Annotated in this window: 25 protein-coding genes; 12 read left to right on the top strand and 13 right to left on the bottom strand. The window is 49.5% G+C overall.

The genetic code is table 11. The features are described from left to right. Window position 1: 1 nt before the first annotated feature. Both IEV98_RS14985 and IEV98_RS14980 read right to left on the bottom strand, forming a co-directional pair. The gene (locus IEV98_RS14985; protein ID WP_188506840.1) at window positions 2-616 is read right to left on the bottom strand and encodes a thioredoxin family protein; all 615 of its coding nucleotides are present in this window, start codon (window positions 614-616) and stop codon (window positions 2-4) included. 3 nt (window positions 617-619) lie between these two features. Next, window positions 620-1,117, bottom strand: a complete 498-nt coding sequence (locus tag IEV98_RS14980; RefSeq protein WP_188506839.1) for a TlpA disulfide reductase family protein — start codon at window positions 1,115-1,117, stop codon at window positions 620-622. A gap of 134 nt (window positions 1,118-1,251) precedes the next feature. On the opposite strand from IEV98_RS14980, the gene IEV98_RS14975 reads away from it, so the two are divergent. Then, window positions 1,252-4,614 (top strand): DEAD/DEAH box helicase, encoded by a 3,363-nt coding sequence (locus IEV98_RS14975; protein ID WP_188506838.1) that lies wholly within the window; start codon window positions 1,252-1,254, stop codon window positions 4,612-4,614. Here the strand turns inward: IEV98_RS14975 and IEV98_RS14970 are convergent. Together IEV98_RS14970 and IEV98_RS14965 are read right to left on the bottom strand one after the other, a co-directional pair. Next, entirely contained in the window at window positions 4,582-5,196 is a 615-nt protein-coding gene (locus IEV98_RS14970; protein ID WP_188506837.1) for a hypothetical protein, read from the bottom strand. The genes IEV98_RS14975 and IEV98_RS14970 overlap by 33 nt on opposite strands. Window positions 5,197-5,420: 224 nt before the next feature. Next, window positions 5,421-6,095, bottom strand: coding sequence for a hypothetical protein (locus tag IEV98_RS14965; protein WP_188506836.1), 675 nt, complete (start codon window positions 6,093-6,095; stop codon window positions 5,421-5,423). 193 nt (window positions 6,096-6,288) lie between these two features. Here IEV98_RS14965 and IEV98_RS14960 point away from each other — a divergent pair, with 193 nt between their 5' ends. Together IEV98_RS14960 and IEV98_RS14955 are read left to right on the top strand one after the other, a co-directional pair. Then, entirely contained in the window at window positions 6,289-6,750 is a 462-nt protein-coding gene (locus IEV98_RS14960; protein WP_188506835.1) for an Xre family toxin-antitoxin system antitoxin, read from the top strand. Continuing rightward, window positions 6,750-7,226 carry an RES family NAD+ phosphorylase gene (locus IEV98_RS14955; RefSeq protein WP_188506834.1) on the top strand — a complete coding sequence of 159 codons (477 nt, stop codon included), beginning with the start codon at window positions 6,750-6,752 and terminating at the stop codon, window positions 7,224-7,226. Before IEV98_RS14960 ends, IEV98_RS14955 begins: the two co-directional genes overlap by 1 nt. Before the next feature lie 2 nt (window positions 7,227-7,228). Here IEV98_RS14955 and IEV98_RS14950 read toward each other — a convergent pair whose 3' ends face one another. The 4 genes from IEV98_RS14950 to IEV98_RS14935 are packed head-to-tail and all read right to left on the bottom strand — an operon-like array spanning window position 7,229 to window position 10,885. Beyond that, the gene (locus tag IEV98_RS14950; RefSeq protein ID WP_188506833.1) at window positions 7,229-8,455 is read right to left on the bottom strand and encodes a nucleoside permease; all 1,227 of its coding nucleotides are present in this window, start codon (window positions 8,453-8,455) and stop codon (window positions 7,229-7,231) included. 11 nt (window positions 8,456-8,466) lie between these two features. After that, window positions 8,467-9,078 (bottom strand): bifunctional nuclease family protein, encoded by a 612-nt coding sequence (locus IEV98_RS14945; RefSeq protein WP_188506832.1) that lies wholly within the window; start codon window positions 9,076-9,078, stop codon window positions 8,467-8,469. 55 nt (window positions 9,079-9,133) lie between these two features. Further along, window positions 9,134-10,108: an electron transfer flavoprotein subunit alpha/FixB family protein gene (locus IEV98_RS14940; RefSeq protein ID WP_188506831.1), complete on the bottom strand. Its 975-nt coding sequence runs from the start codon at window positions 10,106-10,108 to the stop codon at window positions 9,134-9,136. Between the two features lie 39 nt (window positions 10,109-10,147). Next, entirely contained in the window at window positions 10,148-10,885 is a 738-nt protein-coding gene (locus IEV98_RS14935; protein ID WP_188506830.1) for an electron transfer flavoprotein subunit beta/FixA family protein, read from the bottom strand. Between the two features lie 94 nt (window positions 10,886-10,979). On the opposite strand from IEV98_RS14935, the gene IEV98_RS14930 reads away from it, so the two are divergent. After that, on the top strand, window positions 10,980-11,312 hold the full coding sequence (locus IEV98_RS14930; protein ID WP_188506829.1) for a tetratricopeptide repeat protein: 333 nt from the start codon (window positions 10,980-10,982) through the stop codon (window positions 11,310-11,312). Here the strand turns inward: IEV98_RS14930 and IEV98_RS14925 are convergent. Both IEV98_RS14925 and IEV98_RS14920 read right to left on the bottom strand, forming a co-directional pair. Continuing rightward, window positions 11,309-11,518, bottom strand: coding sequence for a hypothetical protein (locus tag IEV98_RS14925; protein ID WP_188506828.1), 210 nt, complete (start codon window positions 11,516-11,518; stop codon window positions 11,309-11,311). The two genes, IEV98_RS14930 and IEV98_RS14925, sit on opposite strands and share 4 nt — an antisense overlap. A gap of 76 nt (window positions 11,519-11,594) precedes the next feature. Further along, window positions 11,595-12,731, bottom strand: a complete 1,137-nt coding sequence (locus IEV98_RS14920) for a cysteine desulfurase family protein (RefSeq protein ID WP_188506827.1) — start codon at window positions 12,729-12,731, stop codon at window positions 11,595-11,597. Window positions 12,732-12,834: 103 nt separating this feature from the next. Between IEV98_RS14920 and IEV98_RS14915 the strand changes: the two genes are divergently transcribed. Genes IEV98_RS14915 through IEV98_RS14905 form a run of 3 tightly spaced genes read left to right on the top strand, consistent with a single transcriptional unit; the run spans window position 12,835 to window position 14,041 of the window. Then, the gene (locus IEV98_RS14915) at window positions 12,835-13,383 is read left to right on the top strand and encodes an RNA polymerase sigma factor (protein ID WP_188506826.1); all 549 of its coding nucleotides are present in this window, start codon (window positions 12,835-12,837) and stop codon (window positions 13,381-13,383) included. A gap of 30 nt (window positions 13,384-13,413) precedes the next feature. Further along, window positions 13,414-13,794, top strand: coding sequence for a hypothetical protein (locus IEV98_RS14910; protein ID WP_188506825.1), 381 nt, complete (start codon window positions 13,414-13,416; stop codon window positions 13,792-13,794). Window positions 13,795-13,813: 19 nt separating this feature from the next. Further along, the gene (locus tag IEV98_RS14905; protein WP_188506824.1) at window positions 13,814-14,041 is read left to right on the top strand and encodes a hypothetical protein; all 228 of its coding nucleotides are present in this window, start codon (window positions 13,814-13,816) and stop codon (window positions 14,039-14,041) included. A gap of 8 nt (window positions 14,042-14,049) precedes the next feature. Here the strand turns inward: IEV98_RS14905 and IEV98_RS14900 are convergent, their stop codons facing one another. Next, a complete protein-coding gene (locus tag IEV98_RS14900) occupies window positions 14,050-14,697 on the bottom strand; it encodes a DUF6266 family protein (protein WP_188506823.1) in 648 nt (215 codons plus the stop codon). Between the two features lie 335 nt (window positions 14,698-15,032). On the opposite strand from IEV98_RS14900, the gene IEV98_RS14895 reads away from it, so the two are divergent. The 3 genes from IEV98_RS14895 (at window position 15,033) to trxB (ending at window position 18,566) form a co-directional block, all read left to right on the top strand. Beyond that, window positions 15,033-16,322 (top strand): serine hydrolase domain-containing protein, encoded by a 1,290-nt coding sequence (locus IEV98_RS14895; RefSeq protein ID WP_188506822.1) that lies wholly within the window; start codon window positions 15,033-15,035, stop codon window positions 16,320-16,322. A gap of 211 nt (window positions 16,323-16,533) precedes the next feature. Continuing rightward, a complete protein-coding gene (locus IEV98_RS14890; RefSeq protein WP_188506821.1) occupies window positions 16,534-17,523 on the top strand; it encodes a 3'-5' exonuclease in 990 nt (329 codons plus the stop codon). A gap of 89 nt (window positions 17,524-17,612) precedes the next feature. Further along, window positions 17,613-18,566, top strand: coding sequence for a thioredoxin-disulfide reductase (gene trxB, locus IEV98_RS14885; RefSeq protein WP_188506820.1), 954 nt, complete (start codon window positions 17,613-17,615; stop codon window positions 18,564-18,566). Between the two features lie 20 nt (window positions 18,567-18,586). Here trxB and IEV98_RS14880 read toward each other — a convergent pair whose 3' ends face one another. After that, window positions 18,587-19,084 (bottom strand): rhodanese-like domain-containing protein, encoded by a 498-nt coding sequence (locus IEV98_RS14880; RefSeq protein WP_188506819.1) that lies wholly within the window; start codon window positions 19,082-19,084, stop codon window positions 18,587-18,589. Next, window positions 19,084-20,424 (bottom strand): MBL fold metallo-hydrolase, encoded by a 1,341-nt coding sequence (locus IEV98_RS14875; protein WP_188506818.1) that lies wholly within the window; start codon window positions 20,422-20,424, stop codon window positions 19,084-19,086. Before IEV98_RS14875 ends, IEV98_RS14880 begins: the two co-directional genes overlap by 1 nt. A 69-nt stretch (window positions 20,425-20,493) precedes the next feature. Between IEV98_RS14875 and IEV98_RS14870 the strand changes: the two genes are divergently transcribed. Both IEV98_RS14870 and IEV98_RS14865 read left to right on the top strand, forming a co-directional pair. After that, window positions 20,494-21,378 (top strand): hypothetical protein, encoded by an 885-nt coding sequence (locus tag IEV98_RS14870; RefSeq protein ID WP_188506817.1) that lies wholly within the window; start codon window positions 20,494-20,496, stop codon window positions 21,376-21,378. Between the two features lie 11 nt (window positions 21,379-21,389). Beyond that, on the top strand, window positions 21,390-22,211 hold the full coding sequence (locus IEV98_RS14865; protein WP_188506816.1) for an alpha/beta hydrolase: 822 nt from the start codon (window positions 21,390-21,392) through the stop codon (window positions 22,209-22,211). Window positions 22,212-22,335: the final 124 nt, after the last annotated feature.

Here is a 22,335-nt window from a genome sequence, read left to right as displayed (position 1 = left end):
CTTATGTGCTTTTCCATTTGACCGCGCAGCCAACTGCTTTGGTCGTGGCTGGATCGGGTTCTTTACCCTGTTGCAAAGCGGCGATGGCGTCTTCCACAAATTTCGTATCGGGATTGCCACTCCGGCTGTCATTATCGATGGCGCCAATGTATCGCAACACATGGTCATCTCCGTCTTTTTGCAGCAGAAAAGTATGTGGCGTATGCGTTGCGGCAAATTTTTTCGTGATGGTATGATCGGGGTCTAGCAAATACGGGAAGGTAAACCCTTTGTCTGTAGCGCGTTGCTGCATTTGTTCATAAGATTCCCCCGGGTCCACACCGGCATCATTGGGATTGATGGCGATCACCGGATAGCCCTGCGATTTATACTGTCGATCCAACGCGATAATGCGATCTTCGTAACCTTTGGCTACCGGACAGGTATTGCAGGTAAAGATTACGATAAATCCTTTCGCATCGGGATAATCGGTTAGTGACACGTGGTTGCCATCTACATTCTTAAGGCGGAAGTCTTCTACAACATCGCCGATTTGGTATCCCGGACTGGATACCGGTGCGCTGGCCGAAATCATAAGACCCACCAGTGCAACCCCTAAAACGTTCATTGCTTTCATGGCTTAATTTTTTTGTTGAACAATTGACAAGTAACTATTTTCGAGCTGTTGGTAATCGAATTCCTGTTCTTTGAAAATCCGAACTCCCTTGCTTTTGTTTACGAATAATGTGGCGGGTATCGCTCCCGACCATTCCGCGCTGATCGCTGGAATGAAATGTTGCTCATTTTTCTCATCGAGGAGCCATACTTCATTTTTTAATCCTTTCGTATCAACGAATTTTGCCACTGCATCCTGATCTTTCTTGGTATCTAATGAAACAAAAAGAATCCGTAAAGGTTTAGCGGCATAGACCTGTTGCAATCGCTCAAAATGCGGCATTTCGGCCACACACGGTGCACACCACGTAGCCCACAGATTGATCACAAAAGTAGTATCCGCGCCGTTTTCCAATCGCCGCTCAAGCGCATCCAGCGTGGTCAGTGGAACTTCCTGTTGTGCTTGTAAACCGCTTGCCGAAAATACGGCGATTGCGACGGTGAGTATCAAACACCCTTTCATAGCGATAAAGTTAGCAAAGCAACGGACTAAGTGGTAGCTTCGTAACGCAATATTTACTTTTCTCCTTCGCCGGTTGTACTGCCACCTGTAAATTGTTGGATTGATTTCTAAGTGCAATTTAGGTAAGTTTGCAGATGCTTGGATCCCCGGAAGGTCATATTTTTGTTTTTCGTGACGTAACCCTAGACCAACTTTCCGAAGCGGCGATCACTTCGGCAACTGGGGGAATGCAGGTGGTGGAAACGACATCAGTATTGGCTGTACGGGCTATGGAAATGGAGGTAGACGCCGGATTGTTTACGAGTCGGCCCATGCATGGTGATCGCGTCACTGTGGCGGTGATTCAGGAAGATGGCCATGTAACGGTTTCAAGTGACACACACGCTGCACCGGATTTGCTTACCACCGCAGAAGCAACGGTACTGCTGGCTATCCTTCGTCGTGAGGAGTTGGGTGTATTTTTCCTGGTTAACATTAGGCAACGAAGGTTACGGCAGGCGGCCGTTGCCTATGGACTGGAGCACGAGCCCAATCTGGATCGCTACCTGATGCCTTTGCTTGAGGAGGGCCGCTTGGTCATCCGGCCCCGCATGAGCGGGTTGCTGCCACTTACATCGCCCAAGCTTTTGGAACTCGGCAAAACGGCCGACGACCATCATCACCGCCAACCACCAGAATTGCCCTCACCGACGAGGACTGTTCTGGTGATCAGCAGGCATAAATACTATCGCAATTTGCTGGTGGAACTTATTGATGTATCGCGTACTAAGATAGGTAAGCTAAAGGCACCATTTATCCGTATGCGGCCGTTGGACCTTGTGCCATCGGCGCAAGGAATTGAGGAGGCGAGATTTTATGCTGCCATCGCTAAGATCCAAGACGTAAGTGGCAGCAAAGGGACAGCTTCAGACTTGGATGCCTTGCGTATCCTAGTGAGAAACGATGGCAGCTATCCCGTCTACTATCACGATGATCAATTGGGTGAAAATTTTTCAACCAAAACCCTGCTACCCGTAAAGATGGCTTTTGCCCCCCGTACGGTCTGTTTGACCGTCGCTGCGGAAGGTCCCTTTTACGCCATCACGGGTGTGATCACGATTGCAGGAACGAGTTACTTCCTTCATGAATTGTCCGTTAAATTCGGCTGTTTTTTCTTGCTCGATGGCGTATTGTATCTATTGGATAATGCCCTCTTGCTTTCCGTTATGACGTTATTGAAAGAACACGGGGGGCGATTGCTTATCCATACGGGTAAATATCAGGAATTCAAGCGGAAATTATTGGATAAGTTGTCGATAAGCATCCGGATTGTATATCCCGATGTAAAACCCGGTACGATGCGACAACTTGCGGCGGCGGGTTTTTCGCAGGCGCCTGAGCGATTGATTTATTTGTCTGACTTCGGCGACCACGTAATGATCATTCCCGTGGTCCGTTATGGCGAGGCGGAGGTGGCTGTGCGCACGGAGCAACAAGTGCAGGCTATCGGCCAGAAAGGTGATGATTTCACGGTTCCGCGGAATACTGATTTTGAGCAGGCGTTTATTACGCTGCTGATCAAGCAACACCCTTATTTAGCGGAGCAGCTCGGCAACCAGCTGTATTATTTTTATTTACATAAACAATATTTTCTTGACGAAGATTGGTTCCTTCCTGTATTCGATACCTGGCGTGAGGAAGGAATTGAGGTGTTTGGTTTCAACGAATTGAGTGGCAATAAATTAAATGCTAATAAAATAACGATTACAATCAAGGTTATTAGCGGTGTCAATTGGTTCAATGCGGTGCATGATGTGCGTTTCGGCAAGCAGAAGGCATCGTTGAAGAAGGTTCAGGCTGCACTGCGCAATAAGAGCAAGTATGTGGTATTGGACGACGGCACACAGGGTATCCTCCCACAGGAATGGATTGAAAAGTTTGCTCGGTATTTCCAAGCGGGTGAGGTGATTGATGAGGAAACCATCCGCTTTGCAAAATCCAATTTCGAAACGGTCGCCACGCTATATGATGCCGCTATGTTAGATGAAGCGGCAGCTAGCGAGATGCAGATACTCCGCGAACGGCTTAATAACATTGAATCGATCCGACCTGTGAATGAGCCGGCGGGACTGCGCGTGAGGTTACGCCCATATCAGCGGCAAGGCCTGAATTGGCTCTGTTTCTTGGATGGTCTCAATTTTGGCGGCATATTGGCTGACGAGATGGGGTTGGGAAAGACGGTACAGATCATAGCGTTCATGCTATCACAACGGCAGGCGGGGCGTACAGGGGTCGATTTGGTGGTCGTTCCGGCTACCTTGATTTTCAACTGGCAGCATGAGCTGGCTGAGATGGCACCGTCGCTTCGGTTGCTCACAAGGTACGGTTCTGGCCGCACAAAATCGACCGAAGCTATGGCGCGGTACGATGTAGTATTGACTTCCTATACGACGCTGTTGGCCGATGTCCGCTTTTTAAAGGAATTTGTATTCAACTACGTATACCTGGATGAATCCCAAAATATAAAAAATCCCGATTCGCAGCGGTATAAGGCGGTTCGCCTCCTAAAAGCGCGCAACCGGATAGCGATCAGTGGTACACCATTCGAAAACAGCTCATTTGACCTTTATGGTCAGCTATCGATTGCATCTCCGGGTTTACTTGGTGACAAACGTTATTTTCGTGACGTATACGCCAAGCCCATCGATCAGTTTAAAAACCAGAAGCGGCGAAAAGAGCTGCACGCGAAAATCAAACCTTTTATCCTACGGCGCACAAAGCAAGAAGTTGCCGCGGACCTGCCCGAAAAGGTCACTGCAGTGTTGTACTGCGAAATGGGTGACGATCAGCGGAAGATTTACGACGCTTACGAAAAAGAATTCCGCGATTTTATCTGCGCCCTTTCGGGCGAGAAGTTGGATAAAAGCTCCATATACGTACTCCGCGGACTCACCCGTCTGCGGCAAATCTGCAACTCGCCCGCGTTATTGCCGGACGGTATGCTGAACAACGCCGTTTCGGCAAAAATTGAACTTTTAAAAGAGCAAATCGCGGACAGGTCGCCCTATCACAAGTTGGTGGTGTTTTCGCAGTTTGTGTCGATGCTGCATTTGATAGAAGAGATGTTACGTGATCTTGGTGTGACTTATGTGAGCCTCACAGGTGCTACACGGCAACGGGAGCAGGTCGTCAATGCCTTCCAGGAAGATCCGGAGGTACGTGTTTTTCTAATCAGCCTTAAGGCCGGTGGTACGGGACTTAATTTAACCGCAGCCGATGTTGTTTACCTCATAGACCCCTGGTGGAACCCTGCCGTGGAGAATCAGGCAATAGACCGCGTGCATCGGATTGGACAAAATAACAAAGTGGTGGCATATCGGTTGATAACGCCCAACACGGTAGAGGAGAAGGTGCTGCAATTACAGGCGGCCAAAAATGCCCTGGCAGATGGACTGGTGGATAGTGATACGTCGTTTTTTAGGAATTTAGATAGGGAAGGGTTGCTGGGATTGTTGTGAGTCACCGGCAAGTCGGGGATTTTCCGTCGGTGTATCCGCTTCGCCTGTTTCCTGAGCCAGCTCGCTTTCGAGTGCTTCTTCTCCGGATTGTTCAGTCGCTTCTTCCTTTAGGAATGTTTCCAATCGGAACTCCGCTACATAGTGTTTGAAGATGTGTTCTTTGGCTTTGGTTGCATAGATAAAAAAGATCGCTTCTGGTAATTTTTTGAGGTATTTGAAAATTTTCTTGAAATTTTCTTGATACATTATAAGTGAAGAAAGGTCATCTACAGTAAAAAAATCCTCCTGTAAATCGTCCATAAGCCGTTGCCATTCCCGGAGTGTGAGCACTCGAAAAAACTTTTTGATGAATTTGCCAATGTTTTTGGTTTCCGCTTTAGTTAGTTGTTCGAATAGAAGTGTTTTCTGGCGTTGGGGCAGCGTTACATCTTCGATGTACGCACCCATGGCCGTTGTTTTTAACGTATAATAGGGAGAGTTTTTGCCTAGTTTCCAGCTGTCGATAGTATGCTGTAGCACATATAGCAACTCAATGTTCGTAAGGGTGAGTTTGACTTCGAACAGCAAGTTTGACTGTTCCATTGTCGAAAGCTTTTCAGGATCCCTTGACCTGTTCGCACAGATTATGCTTTTCACATCATCTAGGTATCCTTCCAAAGATGTCCAGGATCGGCAAAATTCGGCTATATTAACTAAAGGATTTTTAATGTCTTTGTTTGTTAAATACCTAAAGTGTTTCCGGTTTAGTTTTTTTGTGGTCTTCATGGTTCAAGTGATTTGTTGGATGATTAATTAATAACTCGCTTTTATTGAATGGTTGTAGTCGGCTCGATGTCAACCAGTTTTTTGCGTTTTATGCCGAAGCGGTCGGCGTGGTGCTCCAGCATGTAAGCTTTGCCGCGCAGTTCATAGGCAAGAAATGCGGCTTCGCCCAGTTTATCAAGGTATTGGAATACCTGGTGGGCGTCGTGTTGGTATTGGCTAAACGATTCGTCGCTGAAAATCGCTTCGATGAGTTCCTGCATGGTTTCTCGCCAGCTGCGCAGCGACCTGAACTTAAAGAAATTGTTCATGAAAACACTTAAATCCATAAACTCGGCTTTGCTCAACGCCTCGAAATGCATGGTTGTACCACCGAACATATCGTCATCGTGAATGATCTTCGATAATCCCTGAACTTCGCATTGGTAAAGCGGGCTTGTTAATGAGATCTGCCATTCGGAATAGCGATGCATAAGAAGATACAATAATTCGATATGGTTGGAAAGCTGCTTATAGAGAAAGTACATTTCACTGAAGTCGACTGGGCTAAATCCGGTGTTATGGCAACAGGAAGCGCGGGCAAAATGATGGATATCGCTACGATGGCACTCCAGGCTCGTGGCGCTGCAACATAATTCGAGAAGCGGCATTAGCGGATTTTCGAATTCTTCTTTAGTCAGGTGATTGAAATGTCTCCATTTTGGTTTTTTGGTTTTCATGGCTTGGTTCTTTAAGGTTAATTAACAATGTTTAAGCTCTGCAAAGATACTATCTTTTGATATATATGCAAATTTTTTTAGCAATTATTTTTTAAGATTACCGGAATAGTAGAAAAGTTGTCATTGTTTAAAATAAGCTAATCAAATTTTAATAAGCGACAAATTATCCTTACATTTGGATAAAATGTCGCATATGGCTATAGGTAATAAGAAAGAGACGAAGACGTTTTGGGACGTGGTATCGCTTTTAGGCGGGCGGGATGTGATGGGTACGGGTATTAAAACGGAGTTTGACCTGATCGCATTGGGTAATGACGGGCTAACGCGGGTATCGCTCGATGCACTGATTGCCTTTTTGCAGGTACCGCGTAAGTTGTTTGTGGAAACCATCCTCGATATGTCGATCAAGACCGTTGAGCGCAAGAAAAGCAATGACCGGCTCGACCGGCGTACGTCGTCGCTAATCATTGAAATTGCGAAAGTGGTGGAGCATGCCATGGAAGTTTTTGAAGATGAAGACAAAGTGCGTGATTGGTTAGCTACATCCAACAGGGCGCTGAATGGCATGCGGCCGTTTGATTTGTTTCACACACCCACCGGGTTGATGTTGGTCAATACCGTGCTGGGGCGTATCGAAGAAGGCGTATATTCCTGATGCTCCTCTACCGGATTGCCAAATCACAAAAGCGTGCCACCGATCTTTCCGGTACGGGTGCGTATACATTTGGGGGGCGCTGGAATAACCCGGGCACCTATATGCTGTATACAAGTGAGAACAGTTCGTTGGCCTATCTCGAGAATTTGGTGCACTTCGATTCGGACATTATACCGCCCAAGCTATTCATTATGGGTATTGAAATAAACGGGGCACCCGAACTGATTTATACCTTGCCCGATACGGCTTATCCGAAACAATGGATGAAACTCGGCAACCTAGAAAACAAGCGTCTTGGTGATAAATGGATGCGAGATGCCAAATACCTGGGTATCCGCTTACGGTCTGCTGTAAACCCCAAGGAATACAATTACCTGCTGAACCCGTTGTTCCCGCGTTATCACGATTTGGTTGGCGTTGCCACCACAGAACAACTTCCGATAGACAACCGCCTGATCAAAATTAAGACCCGATAAGGCTAGGTCACCTCGATGCGTTTATTGCGGAATACCAGGAGGAAAAGTACGGCCAGTACCAATGCGTAACCGGCGAACGTAAACCAGATACTGGGCCAATCCCTGATGCCCGCCCGGGTAAAGTGGTCTACCACCCAGCCGCTGCCGTAGCCACCGATGATAGCACCGAAGCCATTGGTCATGATCATGAATAATCCCTGTGCGCTGGAACGGATTTTCCGTTCGGCTACTTTTTCCACATACAGGGAGCCTGAGATATTAAAGAAATCAAAAGCCATCCCATAAATGATCATAGACAACACCAACAAGTAAAGCTTGTCGTCGGGATTGCCCAATCCGAATAGGGCGAAACGGAGCACCCATGCAATGATGCTAAACAGGATCACCTTGCGGATACCGAAGCGGGTAAGGAAAAAGGGGATCAGCAGAATGAAAAAAGTCTCCGAAATCTGGGAGATGGAAAGCAGTAGATTGGGGTGCTGCACGCCGAAGGAGTCGGGATATACGGTTTTGAAATCGTCCAAAAACGGCCCTCCGAAGGCATTGGTGATTTGCAGGGCGGCGCCCAGCATCAACGAAAAGACAAAGAAAAGTGCCGTGTTTTTCTTTTTGAAGAGGACAAACGCATCCAGTCCCAATGACGATACCAGTGTTTTTTTGCGGGTTTCGTCCAGGTAAGGCGGGGATGGGGGTACGGTAAATGCGTAGCATCCGAGAAACAGTCCGGCACCTGCGGCCAGGTAAAGTTGGTTGGTGCTCTTGGTCCACCCCATCAAATCCACCGCCCACATGGCCACGATAAAGCCGACGGTTCCCCACACGCGGATGGGAGGGAAGTCTTTCACCACATCGAATCCCTTTCGCGTCAGTACATTGTAGCAGACGGAATTGGATAGGGCCAACGTGGGCATGTAAAACAATGAATTAACCAGCATCAGGCTATAAAAGGTCTGGAAATCGGTAACCCGGGTTGCCGCGATAAGGGCGCCTGCTGCAATGAAATGCGCAACCGCGAATACCCGTTCGGCATTGACCCACCGATCGGCCACGATGCCCAATAGTCCGGGCATAAACACGGAAGCAATACCCATCGTCGAATAAACCGATCCGATCTGCAGGCCTGTAAATCCCAATTGGCTTCCCATGTAACCACCGAGTGAAATCAGCCATGAACCCCAAATAAAGAATTGAAGGAAGTTCATTGCCGTCAATCGGAGTCTTATCGGCATAGTCCGTTCACCTAGGAAGATTTTCGTCGTGTAATTTCGTCCCGGATACGGGCCGCTTTTTCGTACAGCTCATCGGCCAACGCTTTGGACAATGTTTCCTGCAATTGGTCGTCGCTCATCGATGAATACGACGAAGAAATGTCTTTTGAAACCATGGCTTCGGGGTCATTCCCGCCCGCAGATTCGATATTCTCGAGGAATACGAAGTCGTTTCCCTCGATCACGATACCAGCGGATGCCAGAATGAATTCATACGTATAGACAGGGGCTTTGAAACGTACAGCCAATGCAATGGCGTCTGAAGTCCGAGCATCGATTTCCGTTTGTTTCTGGCCGTCGTTGAAGATGATTTTGGCGTAGAAAATCCCATCTACCAGGTTGTAGATAATCACCTCATCAATCCGGATATGGTACGTCTCGGCAAACGTCTTGAAAAGATCATGGGTCAATGGTCGGCTCGGCTTCATTTTCTCGATTTCGATGGCGATGGCCTGCGCCTCAAATCCGCCGATGATAATAGGTAACCGGCGCCGCCCGGATATTTCCCCCAAAACCAACGCATAAGCTCCCGACTGGGTTTGGCTGTAGGACAGCCCGACAATATCTAATTTGATCTTCTTCATACCTGATTTGATGCAGGAATACAAAGATGCGAATTGTTATTGAAAAACCAACCGATTAGTTGCCTTTATAGGCTTTGATCGCGGCTATAAGCTTGGGTACCACCTCAAAAGCATCGCCTACAATACCGTAATCAGCTGCTTTGAAAAATGGCGCTTCCGGATCCTTATTAATCACAACGATGGTTTTCGAAGCACTCACGCCCGCAAGGTGCTGGATCGCTCCCGAAATGCCGATGGCAATATACAGGTTCGGGCTGACCGCAATTCCCGTTTGGCCCACGTGTTCCGAATGGGGTCGCCACCCGGCGTCGGATACGGGCTTAGAACATGCTGTAGCCGCTCCCAATACCGCTGCCAATTCCTCGATCATTCCCCAGTTTTCCGGGCCCTTAAGACCGCGGCCGGCCGATACAACGATTTCCGCATCCGGTAAGGACACCTGATCTGTCGACCGGACAATGTCTTGGATCACCGTGGTGAGATCTGTTGCCGGGATATCCGGGCTGAACGCCTCCACTTGGGCACTGCCACCCGTTTCACGCACTTCGAAGGCATTTGGATTGAGTGCCACAACCTTTTTGGCCGACGTGAGCTCCGTAATAGCAAATGCCTTTCCGGAAAAGGCCGTTTTTTTCACCGTCATCGCACCACCATTGATTTGGGGTAGTTCTACGGCACCATCGGCCAATCCGGCCTCCAATTTGGCCGCCACACGTGGGGCCAGACCCTTACCGCTGAACGAATTCGAGATGACCACCAAGTCGGCACCGCTGTGCTGAGCCGCTGCGGCGATTACCGAAGCATAGGCCTGGTTGACGAATTGCTTGAGCTGCTCCGAAGCGACATGCAGCACGGTTGAGGCTCCGTAGTTGCCCAGCGAAGCCAAATCGGCAGCTGCTACATTGCCGATGGAAATTGCCGTTACCGACGTTCCAACGGCATCTGCGATGGCCTTGGCGTAAGAAACCACTTCGAAGACGGACTTCTTGAATTTTCCGTCTGTACTTTCGGCATATACTAAAACTGACATGTTGAGCTGTTTTTTCTGTGTTTTGCTTTTTTGTTTTTCCTAGATCACCCGGGCTTTATTGTGCAGGATATCCACCAACTTTTCCACCTCGCCCGCATCGATTAATGATACGTTGCCCCGTGGTTCGGGCGATTCATAGCTGACGATCTTCGATAACACGGGTACCGATATCGCCTCAATCACATTCAGGGGTTTAGAGCGGGCACTCATGATGCCCCGCATATTGGGTATGCGCGGCTCGGCCACACCCTCGGCAGTACCGACAATCACCGGCAGCGGAATAGCAAGCACCTCCTTACCGCCCTCGATCTCGCGTTCCACCGTGGCCGTGTTGTCCTCAATTTCCAGTTTCTTTGCCGTAGTTACCGAAGGAATGCCCAGCAATTCACCTACAAATGCCGCCACCTGGCTGCCGTTGTAGTCGATCGACTCGCGACCTGTCAGGATCAGGTCGAATGCATTGTCCTTAGCATAGCTGGCTATCTGATGGGCCACAAACCAAGCATCGCGGGGTGCGGCATCCACGCGTACCGCTTCGTCCGCCCCGGTAGCCAGCGCTTTACGGATCGTGGCCTCGGTACTGGCTTCACCCACATTGATCACCGTTACCTTGCCCTTGCCACCCTCCACCAAACCAATCGCTTTCGAAAGGGCAATTTCATCATAGGGATTGACGATGTACTGTATCCCCGCGGTATTGAGGGTGGTATTCCCGTCGCCGAAGGTTATTTTTGATGTGGTATCCGGAACGTTACTGATGCAGACTAATATATTCATGACAACTGGTTTTCTACAAAACTCGGTAAACTTTTTTTATTATGCAAGCATAGTATTTCATCTGTTTGTCACTTCATATTGGTAAATTTGCCGCATGAGTCACCGACTACAACAGCTTACCGATTTCCTCCACGAGAGTCCCAACGATCCCTTTTTGAAATACGCGCTTGCTACAGAACACCTCAAATTAGGCCATACGGAATCCGCGCTCCGGTACTATGAGGAGCTACTCGACAAGCATCCCGAATACGTGGGCACGTATTACCATTTAGGCAAGCTGTACGAGGCGATGGGCAGGAAAGACGATGCGATATCGGTATATGAAAAAGGCATGCAAGCCGCCAAAAACAAGCGCGATATGCATGCCTTGTCTGAATTGCAAGCAGCGTTCCGCAGCGCTGCTGGAATAGATGATGATGACGATTAGATGGTGCCCGGATTGCTGATATCAGCAGGTCCGTCATGCGTTCTCTTATGTTTGCGGTCGGCATAACTGTCCCTGTCTATGGCGTCATCTACCGCGTCTGTTGCATCGGTATCTCCGTCCGTATCTTCGTCGTGGAGTTTGGACGCATCAGTAGGGTGTTCAAACCGTTCGTCTTCCGGGTTTTGAAATGGCTTTTTCGGATCCATGGTGTTTTCCTCCTTTATTCGTTGGTACTATAACCAATCTAACAGCCGAAAGAAACCATTGTTTGGATGGATTGGATTATGCCTTTTCCAAGCAGAGCTCACGGAGCTTGCCTACTACAAAGTCAATTTCTTGCTTCGTGTTGTTTTTACAGAATGAAAACCGGACACAGGGCCGTTTGGCGTCGGCACCGATCGCACGCAATACATGCGAACCGATATCCGAGCCGGAGCTGCACGCGCTACCGCCTGAAGCCGAGATCCCGCAAATATCCAGATTAAATAGCAGCATGTCCGCCATATCGGTGCACGGGAAAGACACATTAAGCACCGTGTACAGGCTATTTTCCGGGCTCATATCACCATTGAAGCGGATATCGTGGATGTTTTCCTTCAGTTGCGCAATCATATAGTCTTTCAACCCCTGGATGTGTTGCTGGTGTTCGGCCATGTCCCTATAGCAAATTTCGAGTGCCTTGGCCAGTCCGACGATACCATAGACATTTTCCGTACCACCACGCATGTTGCGTTCCTGGGCGCCGCCGTAGATAAACGGCTTGATTTTCGTGTTGTGGTTTACATAGAGGAATCCTACACCTTTCGGCCCATGGAATTTGTGGGCGGCTCCCGTCACGAAATCGATCTGCAGCTTGGTGAGGTCATGTGCGTAGTGCCCCATCGTCTGCACCGTGTCCGAATGGAAGATGGCGTGGTACTGCTTGCACAACGCCGATACATATTCGATATCCGTTAATGTGCCGATTTCATTATTGGCATGCATGAGCGACACCAGCGATCGTGGATTTTCCTTCAGCAGCTCTTCCAATTGATGCAAGTCGACATTGCCCTTATTATCCACAGCAAGCAAGCTCAACCGGATTGCACCGCTTTTCTCCATTTCCTCCAAGGTATGCAGCACCGCATGGTGTTCCAGTGGTGAGGTAATCGCATGGGTGAGGCCGTTGTCGATGATTCCCCTTACGATAGCCGTATTATCCGCTTCGGTACCGCCTGAGGTGAAAAATATTTCGGAAGGCGATACATTCAATAGCCCGGCCACAGTTTTGCGGGCTTTTTCTACCATGGTCTTCACCTGCCTACCATGTGCATGGATAGACGAGGGGTTGCCATAATCGTTTTCCATGGTCGAGACCATGGTTTTAATGACCTCAGGGTCAAGCGGTGTGGTGGCCGCATTGTCCAGGTATACTTGCATGGTGCAAAGGTAAGAACAAAATGCATTTTTTTTGAAATGTTTTGGCGGCTCGTTCGTCTATATCAATAAACGGTAAACGGAATGACGATTAATCACACGGCAAATGACCAGTGAAAAGCACGGCAAAATCACCGCAACCATAGCTTCCTATGGCAAGGGATTGCTTGGCTTCATCCGGAAACGTGTGCGGAACGACGCCGATGCCGAAGACATCCTGCAGGACGTCTGGTACCGGTTGAGTGCGGTCATCAATTCCCACCCCGTAGAGCAGGTAGGCGGCTGGCTTTACCGGGTAGCGACCAACAGGATTATTGATAAACAGCGGAAAAAGACCGAATCATCATGGGAACGGACAACGTCCGACCAGCCGGAAAGTTCCGAGCTCGAAGCGCTATCCGCCACGGCAGATAGCAATCCGGAGACCCAGTACCAGGAGCGTATGGTTTGGGAACGATTGTACCGGGCCCTGGATGAGTTGCCGGCCGCGCAGCGCGATGTGTTTGTGTGGCATGAACTGGAAAGTATTCCGTTTGCCGAAATCGCGGCATTCACCGGCGAGCCGGTTGGCAAGTTGGTGTCGCGCAAGCGCTATGCCGTATTACATCTGCGCAAGAGATTGAAAATCTTTTACGACGAATTGATAGAAAAGTAATTGAAATAGCAGTAATTAAACGAACATCATATGAGAAAGTTATTCAGAAGCCCAATGCGCTTCGTTTTAATCCCAATAATTGCGGCCGCGTTTCTTTTTGCGGTAGGTTTCCTCGTCATGCACCTGTGGAATTACACCCTGCCGGTAATATTCGGCGTGGGCACCATTACGTTATGGCAGGCTATGGCGCTGTTCTTTTTATGCAAAATCCTGTTCGGTTTCGGCGGTGGCGGTGGGAAAGGTGGCGGACCATGGGGCAGGCGGAAAGCCATGCGCCAGAAATTCGACAGGATGAGCGATGACGAAAAAGAACGCGTGCGGGCATATATGCGATCGAGATCCCATTGTTGGGGGGATGTCGACGAAGCGCCGGAAAAGAAGGATAACGTCGATGATACATCAAATAAATAACCCTGAAAATACCATACTGATGACCGAGATATTCATATTCAAGACCAGCGTACACACGCAAGCGCACGTACAGCAGGTGGCCATGTTATTCGGGGCCGTCGAGTCAATCAAGCAATGGAGTTTCGATCTGGAAGATTGTGACCGGATTCTCCGCGTCGTTGTATCGCCCGATTTCGAGGCTGAGTCGATCGCGCAGTTGCTGGGCAATGCAGGGGTTGCGTGTGAGCATATGGTGTACGAGCTGTGATAGTTACATCACGTGCTGATGGCCGGTACATGGATATGCATGCTGTCGGAGACCAGCCCGCCCCCGAAAGATACCATGGAAAGGAATACCTCGACTTCGGAGCCTGCCCATTTTTCGTGAGCAGGCAAATTACATTGCCGGGCATCGCGGCTCGAATTATTGAGGAAGTTGTACCACAGTTCGGTCTGGTGGGAATAAACAACAACGGAAAGGCTGTCGGTGCCGTATGCATTTGCTGCGCCGGTGCCGTCCCGCCAGGAGAGTTTTAAACCGTTATCCCCCCAGGCTGCGGTCACATCCTCCAGCCCCGGCAATTCGCCCTGGCTGATCCGGAACTTGCTCCACTCGATTTCCAGGTTGGGGTATTCCCCTTTGATGGCCTGCTTTTTATTCAGCGAAAGGGCGAGGTTGAATGCGGTCATGTCCAGTGATTCCACGGCATTCCGGAATCCCGCCCGGATGAAGACCTTAAGCGGTGCAAGCGCCCCCATGATAAGTTTCATGGCCTGTTCGTTGGCAAGCCGTGCCTCGCTTCGTGGCTGGTTGTTCTTCCGGGGTAATCCGCGGATGACGTCTTTCCCTTTCCATTTGTAACCAACAACGCTTCCTACTTTTCCGCTGAATCCCCCGTTGGGCCCGTTTCTGAGTATTGCCATGGTATGGTCTCCTAATTGGTTTATATCCAAAAGTACACTATCTCTTTAATTAATTAAAATATAAACCACTTTTTAGTAATGGATAAGAGTAATTTCATAGGTATTCTGACCAATTAAACCCCTATGATTCCCCTATGAACCCCCTATAAAATACTATTTATTTGAAAAGATGTAGGAACGTTGGTGTACCGTTTATTGATAGTAATGGGTTGGCGCTTTTACAACAAGGATGCGCACATGCCGTTCGGATGATTTTCGAATTGGAGAAAATACACGCAGGATTGGGCAAATTTCCTTAATTTGCCCCCATAAATAACCATCGGTAATACCCAAATATGAAAACCCTTTCCACATTTTTGTTCGTTGCAGCTGCGTTGTCGCTCCATGCACAAACACCATCCAGCAAAAAATCGCCGTCGCTTAGCCCGGCTTCGCCAAGCAGCGTAGGCATATCGGCCGAACGGCTAACCCGGATAGACGCCATGCTCGAGAAGTCCGTGACAGACGGTGATATCCCCGGCGCAGTGGCCCTGATAGCCCGCAACGGTAAAATTGTGTACCACAAAGCATTCGGTACAGCGGATGCAGCAGCGGGGCGCAAACAGCAAACGGACGATATTTTTCGCATTGCCTCGCAAACCAAGGCCATCACCGCCACAGCTGTAATGATGCTTTGGGAAGAAGGGAAATTCCAGCTGGATGATCCGATCTCAAACTACATTCCCGAATTCAAGAATCCGCAGGTGCTGCAATCGTTCCGTTACACCGATACCAGCTACACCACCCGGCCGGCCGATAAGGAAATTACCATCAGGCATTTGCTTACCCATACATCGGGATTGGGCTATGGCGTGATCGACGGTGATGAGCGGATGAAGATGATCTACGAAAAGGCGGGTACCACCGACCTGTTTACCACTGACGATGTGCGCATCGGCGACATCGTAAAGAAACTGGCTAAATTGCCCCTCCATCACAACCCGGGCGAAAAATTCACTTATAGCATGGGCTTGGATGTATTGGGATATTTCGTAGAAGTGGTGTCGGGCATGCCATTCGACCGTTTCCTAAGGGAACGGCTTTTCGATCCGCTGGGCATGGATGATACCTGGTTTTACCTGCCTGAAAGCAAAGCCGACCGCTTGGTGGCCATTCAGCAAAAGGAAAATGGCAAATGGGCTAACTATCCGAGTACGTTTTATGACGTGGATTATCCCATCAAAGGCGCCAAGGCCTTCTTTTCTGGTGGAGCGGGACTATCCAGCACGGCGAAAGACTATGCGACGTTCCTGCAACTGTACCTCAACGGCGGTGAGCTGAATGGGGTGCGTATATTGAGCCGCACCACCATCGCGACCATGATGGCCAACCAGACGGGCGACCTCTTCGGTGGTACTGAGCAGCACTACGGACTGGCCTTCGGTGTACTCACTGCCGGGGGTGTGGCCAAAGGTGGCCTGGGCGGTGAGGGAACATTTGTGTGGGGCGGATATTTCAATACGCAGTATTTCGCTGATCCCGAAGAAGGGATAGTTGGCATCATCATGAAGCAGACGCAGGGGCCAGTTAACGATCAAACGGCTTGGAAGTTCAAGCAATTGGTAGGAGCTTCCGTAGATGATTGATGGAAACGACACAGGCTTTGGATGAAAAATATTCCTTACCTTTGCCCCACAATGGAAATCAAACAGCCGGATAGCGAAGATTATAGCTTTTGGACGAAATACAAACGTTTTGCCGGAAATGAAATACTACTGTATGTTATTATGGTGGTTGGTATTCTGTTGGGAATAATTATCTTTAGTTGATTGTCGAGTAGTCTTTTTAACTGATACAATGAACCTTAAATTAAAACGTCCGCTGGCTTTTTTTGACCTGGAGACGACCGGCATAAACCTATCCGCAGACCGCATCGTGGAGATTTCTATCCTGAAGGTTTCGCCAGACGGTAGCGAAGCGGTAAAAACGCTGAAAATAAACCCTGAAATTCCGATACCTGTTGAATCGTCCGTATTCCACGGTATTTACGATAGCGATATCAAGGAGGCGCCCACCTTCAAGGAGGTGGCAGCAGAATTGGCTGATTTCATCGGTGATGCGGACTTGGCGGGATACAATTCGAATAAATTCGACATCCCGATGCTGATGGAGGAGTTTATCCGTGCGGGCGTGGATTTTTCCCTTGAGGGGAGGCTCTTCGTGGATGTGCAAAATATCTTCCACCAGATGGAGCAACGCACGTTGAAAGCCGCTTACCGTTTTTATTGCGATAAGAGCCTCGATAACGCCCATAGCGCCGAAGACGACGTGAAAGCGACCTACGAAGTGTTGAAGTCACAGCTGGACCGCTATCAGGATACGGAATGGGAAGATAAATCGGGCAATAAGTCCATCCCGGTAGTCAATGACGTAGAAGCGCTGCATCAATTTACCAACCTGAGCCGCCCCGTGGATTTCGCCGGCCGGATGGTATTTAACGAGCAGGGCGAGGAGGTCTTCAATTTCGGTAAACATAAAGGCCGTGCAGTGGAAGCGGTTTTTGCCATGGAACCCAGTTATTATTCGTGGATGATGCAGGGCGATTTTCCGATGTATACCAAAAAGTGTCTGGATAATATATGGCAACGTTTCCGGGCAAAGCAAAAGGAACAACGTGCAGTGGCTCCCAAGCCCGAAATGCCCGCAAAACCAACGCCTGAAGTCCGTCAGCCCGCGCGGGATAAAGGTTATAGCCATCGGCCACAGCAGCAGGAGCGTCCTAAGCGGAAGGCAGGCCCGATAACGGATGATATGCTGAAAAGCCTGCAGGAGAAATTTGGGAAGTAGCGGGCGCAATACTTACCGATGCTTGACAAACGGCTATTGAATTGCGCGGTGTAAATCTGTACCTTTGCCTTTCACTTTTATTGATTACAATGTCACAAGAAACCGAACACGTAAAATGCCTGATTATCGGCTCCGGGCCGGCAGGATATACCGCAGCAATCTATGCCGCACGGGCTGATTTGAAGCCCGTCCTTTATACGGGTATCGTACCGGGCGGCCAGCTTACGCAAACCACAGACGTGGAGAATTTTCCCGGCTATGCGGATGGCGTGCAGGGGCCGCAGATGATGGAGGATTTCCGGAAGCAGGCGGAGCGCTTTGGCACGGATGTGCGGTTTGGTTACATCACCTCGGTGGATTTCGCTGGTGACGTGCACAAGGTAGTCGTAGATGCGGAGAAGACCATCACTGCCGAAACAGTGATCATTGCCACAGGGGCTACAGCCAAGTGGCTTGGGCTGGAAAGCGAACAAAAATACAACGGCTTCGGGGTATCTGCCTGTGCGGTATGCGACGGGTTCTTTTTTAAGGGGCAGGATGTGGCTATCGTGGGAGCGGGTGATACGGCAGCAGAAGAAGCTACTTACCTGGCCAAGCTGACCAATAAAGTACACATGCTGGTGCGCAGGGATGAATTCCGTGCGTCAAAAGCCATGCAGCATCGGGTATTGAATACACCGAATATCGAGATACATTATCATTCGGAAACCAAGGAAATCGTAGGTGATGGACAAAACGTAACGGGGGTGAGGGTGTACAACAACCAGACACTCGAGGAGAAGGTACTTCCCGTGACAGGGTTCTTCGTTGCGATCGGCCACAAACCGAACACCGAGTTATTCCAGGGGATATTGGATATGGATACGAACGGTTACCTGATTACCAAACCGGATAGCACGCGTACCAATATTGAGGGGGTGTTTGCCTGTGGTGATGTACAGGATCACATTTATCGCCAGGCTGTGACAGCTGCCGGAACCGGTTGCATGGCGGCTCTGGAAGCCGAGCGTTATCTGGCAGCTAAGGAGTTTTCGATCGCATAGCCGACCCAACAAAACCGACGTCAATACACACGCGTGGCACGATCGAGCCACTGCGCCCAGTTTTTGTCATAGCCATGTACTTCTGTGGTTTGCACATCGCGGTTGTTATACACCGGATTGCGTTGGTTGACCCATTCATAGATACCGCCGAATAGATTATAGACATGCCGGTAACCCGCTTTGTGGAGCTTCTCACCGATGCGCTCACTCCGGTTGCCAATCGCGCAGTAAACCACGATGGTATCCGTTTTCGGGATGTCATAGACCTCGCGCATATCAAACCAGATATAGCCGACGTGACGAGCGTATTTGACGTGGCTCACGTCAAACTCATCTTTTTCACGGGTATCGAGCACAATGACACCTTGCTTCATCAGGACCTTCAATTCGCTCACGGTAACGGCGGGTACGCTGTGGCGGTAGATGCTGTTCAGGCGCTCGGCAAACTCGGGGTTGTGGGTCGAATCTTGTTGCCCGTGCCCCCACGTTAGGCACAAAAAGGTTACGAATGGCCACATTAGCTTACTGCTGTAAATTCGGCAATGTGTGAACCCAAATCGAATACAACCGCATCAGGCAATGCAGCGGTGATGATACTTGAGCCGATGGCAGAACGGTAGCCCCCTGCACAATGGACAACGATAGGCTTTTTGCCGGGCAATAGGTGGAGGTGTTCACGAAGATCGGGGAGGGGAATATTGATAGATCCGTTGAAAATGGGATTGGCGTCGACTTCCTGACGATTCCGGATATCCACGATGGTGTAATCCTGTTGGTTATTGGTGAAATTCGCCAGGTCCAACGGGGCGGACAGCAGCGGCCCCTTCGTGATCACTGCCAGTCCGGCAACCTGTTGCTCATAGCCTATCTTGGCCGCTTTCGCCGTAAGTAATTGCAGCTGTTCGGTATCTTCGGCCAATAAATAATACACTTCACCGGGATTGACGATAGAACCAAGCCAGGTCTCGAAGCGTAATCCATCCGGTATATTGATGGCACCGGGCAAATGTCCGGCCTTGAATTGTGCCGCGGGCCGTGCATCCACAATCAGTGTATCCATGGTTCGTTCTTCCAGGCTGTTAAGTGTCGGAATGGCAGCGATGGCCACTGAATAGGGGGGCGCTCCTTTTTTATTGAGCATCACGTCATAGGCGAAATACTTCGGGACAAAAGGCTGCTGGTCCATGATTAAGGCGACAAAGGCTTCCTCGCTCATGGGCTGCAGTGCATAATTATCACTGATTTCTCTTCCAATGGTGCTTTGCAGGTCGTCACTCATGTTTTTACCGCAAAGCGAGCCGGGACCGTGGGCAGGATACACGATGACATCGGCGGGTAGCGTCATCAGCTTTTCCCGTGTGGACGCATACAACTGCTGCGCTAAGGCAACCGCCTTTTCGGTGATGTTCCCCACGTTTTCCCGCAGATCCGGTCGACCCACATCTCCCACAAACAACGTGTCACCGGTGAATACCGCATAGGGTAGGTTTGATTCGTCTGACAGCAGGATGCAGATACTATCCGGTGAATGCCCGGGGGTATTGATTGCTTTTAACGACGCATTGCCCAACAGGATTTGGTCGCCGTCGTCAAACGGGATATGCGGATATTCAGCCGCGACTAAGCGACTGGTGTATAAATTAGCCCCGGTAAGTTTATGCAATTCCAGGTGTGAACTCACAAAATCGGCGTGGGGGTGGGTTTCAATGACGAGTGAAATCTTTGCCCCGTGGTGCTTAGCATAATCGAGGTAAGGTTGTGGATCGCGTGCCGGGTCGATCAATGCGATTTGGCCTTCACTCAATATGGCGTAGGAGGCGTGTGCTAGTCCGTTATCGTAAAACTGGTATACATTCATGTATGTTGCGATTGTGAAGACAAAGATAAGGAAAATGTTTTGGGCGAAATTAATTTGTATTTTGGCGGCATGAGGCTAAGACGACAATTAATAGCGTGGGTGGTGTGTTGTCTGGTAGCAGAAAGCGCTATGGGGCAAGATCATGCGACAGTATTCGGTCCGGGCCGCGCGTTGGGAAAAATAGAGAGAACCGATATCAGTGAAGCTTCGGGGTTGATCGCTGCCGTGGGAAACCCGCATCATTTTTGGACACACAACGATAGTGGGGACAAAGCACGCATTTTTCTCATCGACAGATCGGCAGCGTATAAGGCCACGTTTTACTTGGGGGGGATTACTGCGCGCGATTGGGAGGATATCGGAATGATGGAACGCAACGGGCGTCATTATATGGTGGTGGGCGATATCGGCGACAATCGTGGGAAACGGCCTTACGTCCAATTGCATGTTTTCGAGGAACCTGTGGTCGACGTAGGGAAACTGACCGTGGATACGATTTTGAAGGAACAGATACGCACCTTTACGTTGAAGTATGAAGACGGCCCGCGGGATGCTGAATCGTTGTTTTTCGATCCGCAGGATAAGTGCATTTACGTAATCAGCAAAAGGGAATTGGAAGTGGGGATCTACAGCTCGGATTTGCCGGAAACTCCGGTGGACACCATGATACTCCGTAAGGTGGGAAAGCTGCCCCATACCTTTATTACCTCGGCAGCGATCAGCCCGGACGGCACCGAAATACTCCTGAAAAGTCTGATGGAAGTCTTTTACTGGAAGCGGAGGCCAAAAGAGTCGATACCGGCAGCACTAAGCCGACCCGCCATAAAACTACCCTATAAACCTGAACCCCAAGGGGAAGCGATCTCATTTGCGCACGACGGGCGCGGCTACTACACCTTAAGTGAAGCGGCTTTGGGAATGACTCCCTTTTTGTATTTTTACCAGCGATTGTAAAACCAGCAAAAATGAATCGTATAAAAACGCTTTTTAGTACTGCATTATTGATTGTGGGTGGGATGTGCTTGCACGCCGCCGAAGTGGATACGGTAGCTGTAGCCAGCACCGCCATGAACAAGACCATCAAGACGGTTATCATTACCCCTGATGACTATCCTAACCGCGACTCGTTGCCCGTCGTTTACTTGTTGCACGGGTACAGTGGCAACTACGCCGATTGGGTAAACAATGCACCAGATATTAAGGAGATGGCCGATCGGTATGGCTTGATCATTGTCTGTCCCGACGGCGGGTTCGGCAGTTGGTACTGGGATAGCCCGATGGATGGGAACTTCTGCTATGAAACGTTTGTTGCTACCGAACTCGTAACCTGGGTGGATGCGCAGTACAAAACGATCCCCAACCGCAACGGGCGGGCGATAACGGGATTGAGCATGGGTGGTCACGGTGCGCTGTACCTGGCCATTAGGCACCTGGACGTATACGGTGCGGCCGGCAGTACGGCGGGTGGGGTAGATATCCGACCCTTTCCCTTGAACTGGGATATGGCCAAACGGTTGGGAACTTATGCCGAATATCCTGAGCGTTGGGAAGATCATACGGTGATCAACCTGCTCCATCGCCTGACACCAAATGCATTGGCTTTGGTAATCGATTGTGGAACGAGTGATTTCTTCTACGGAGTTAACGAACAGCTGCACCGGAAATTATTAGACAGAAACATCCCGCATACGTACATCACCGGACCGGGCGCACATAATTGGGATTATTGGCGGCAATCGATTCCGTACCAGTTGTTGTATTTCAACGATTTTTTCAGGAAAGGGTGATGTGACGGTTAGCAAATGCCGCTAGGTGTTGATTGACAATAGGTTATGGGTGTGCGCCGAAAAATTTTGACTTTTTTGAATAAATAAGTTGACAATGTCGACTTATTTTCCATATTTTTATTGC

It is taken from the genome of Parapedobacter pyrenivorans (assembly GCF_014636865.1).
Lineage (GTDB): Bacteria > Bacteroidota > Bacteroidia > Sphingobacteriales > Sphingobacteriaceae > Parapedobacter > Parapedobacter pyrenivorans.
Note: the sequence above shows the minus strand (reverse complement) of the source record. Positions and strands in the feature narration are given on the sequence as shown.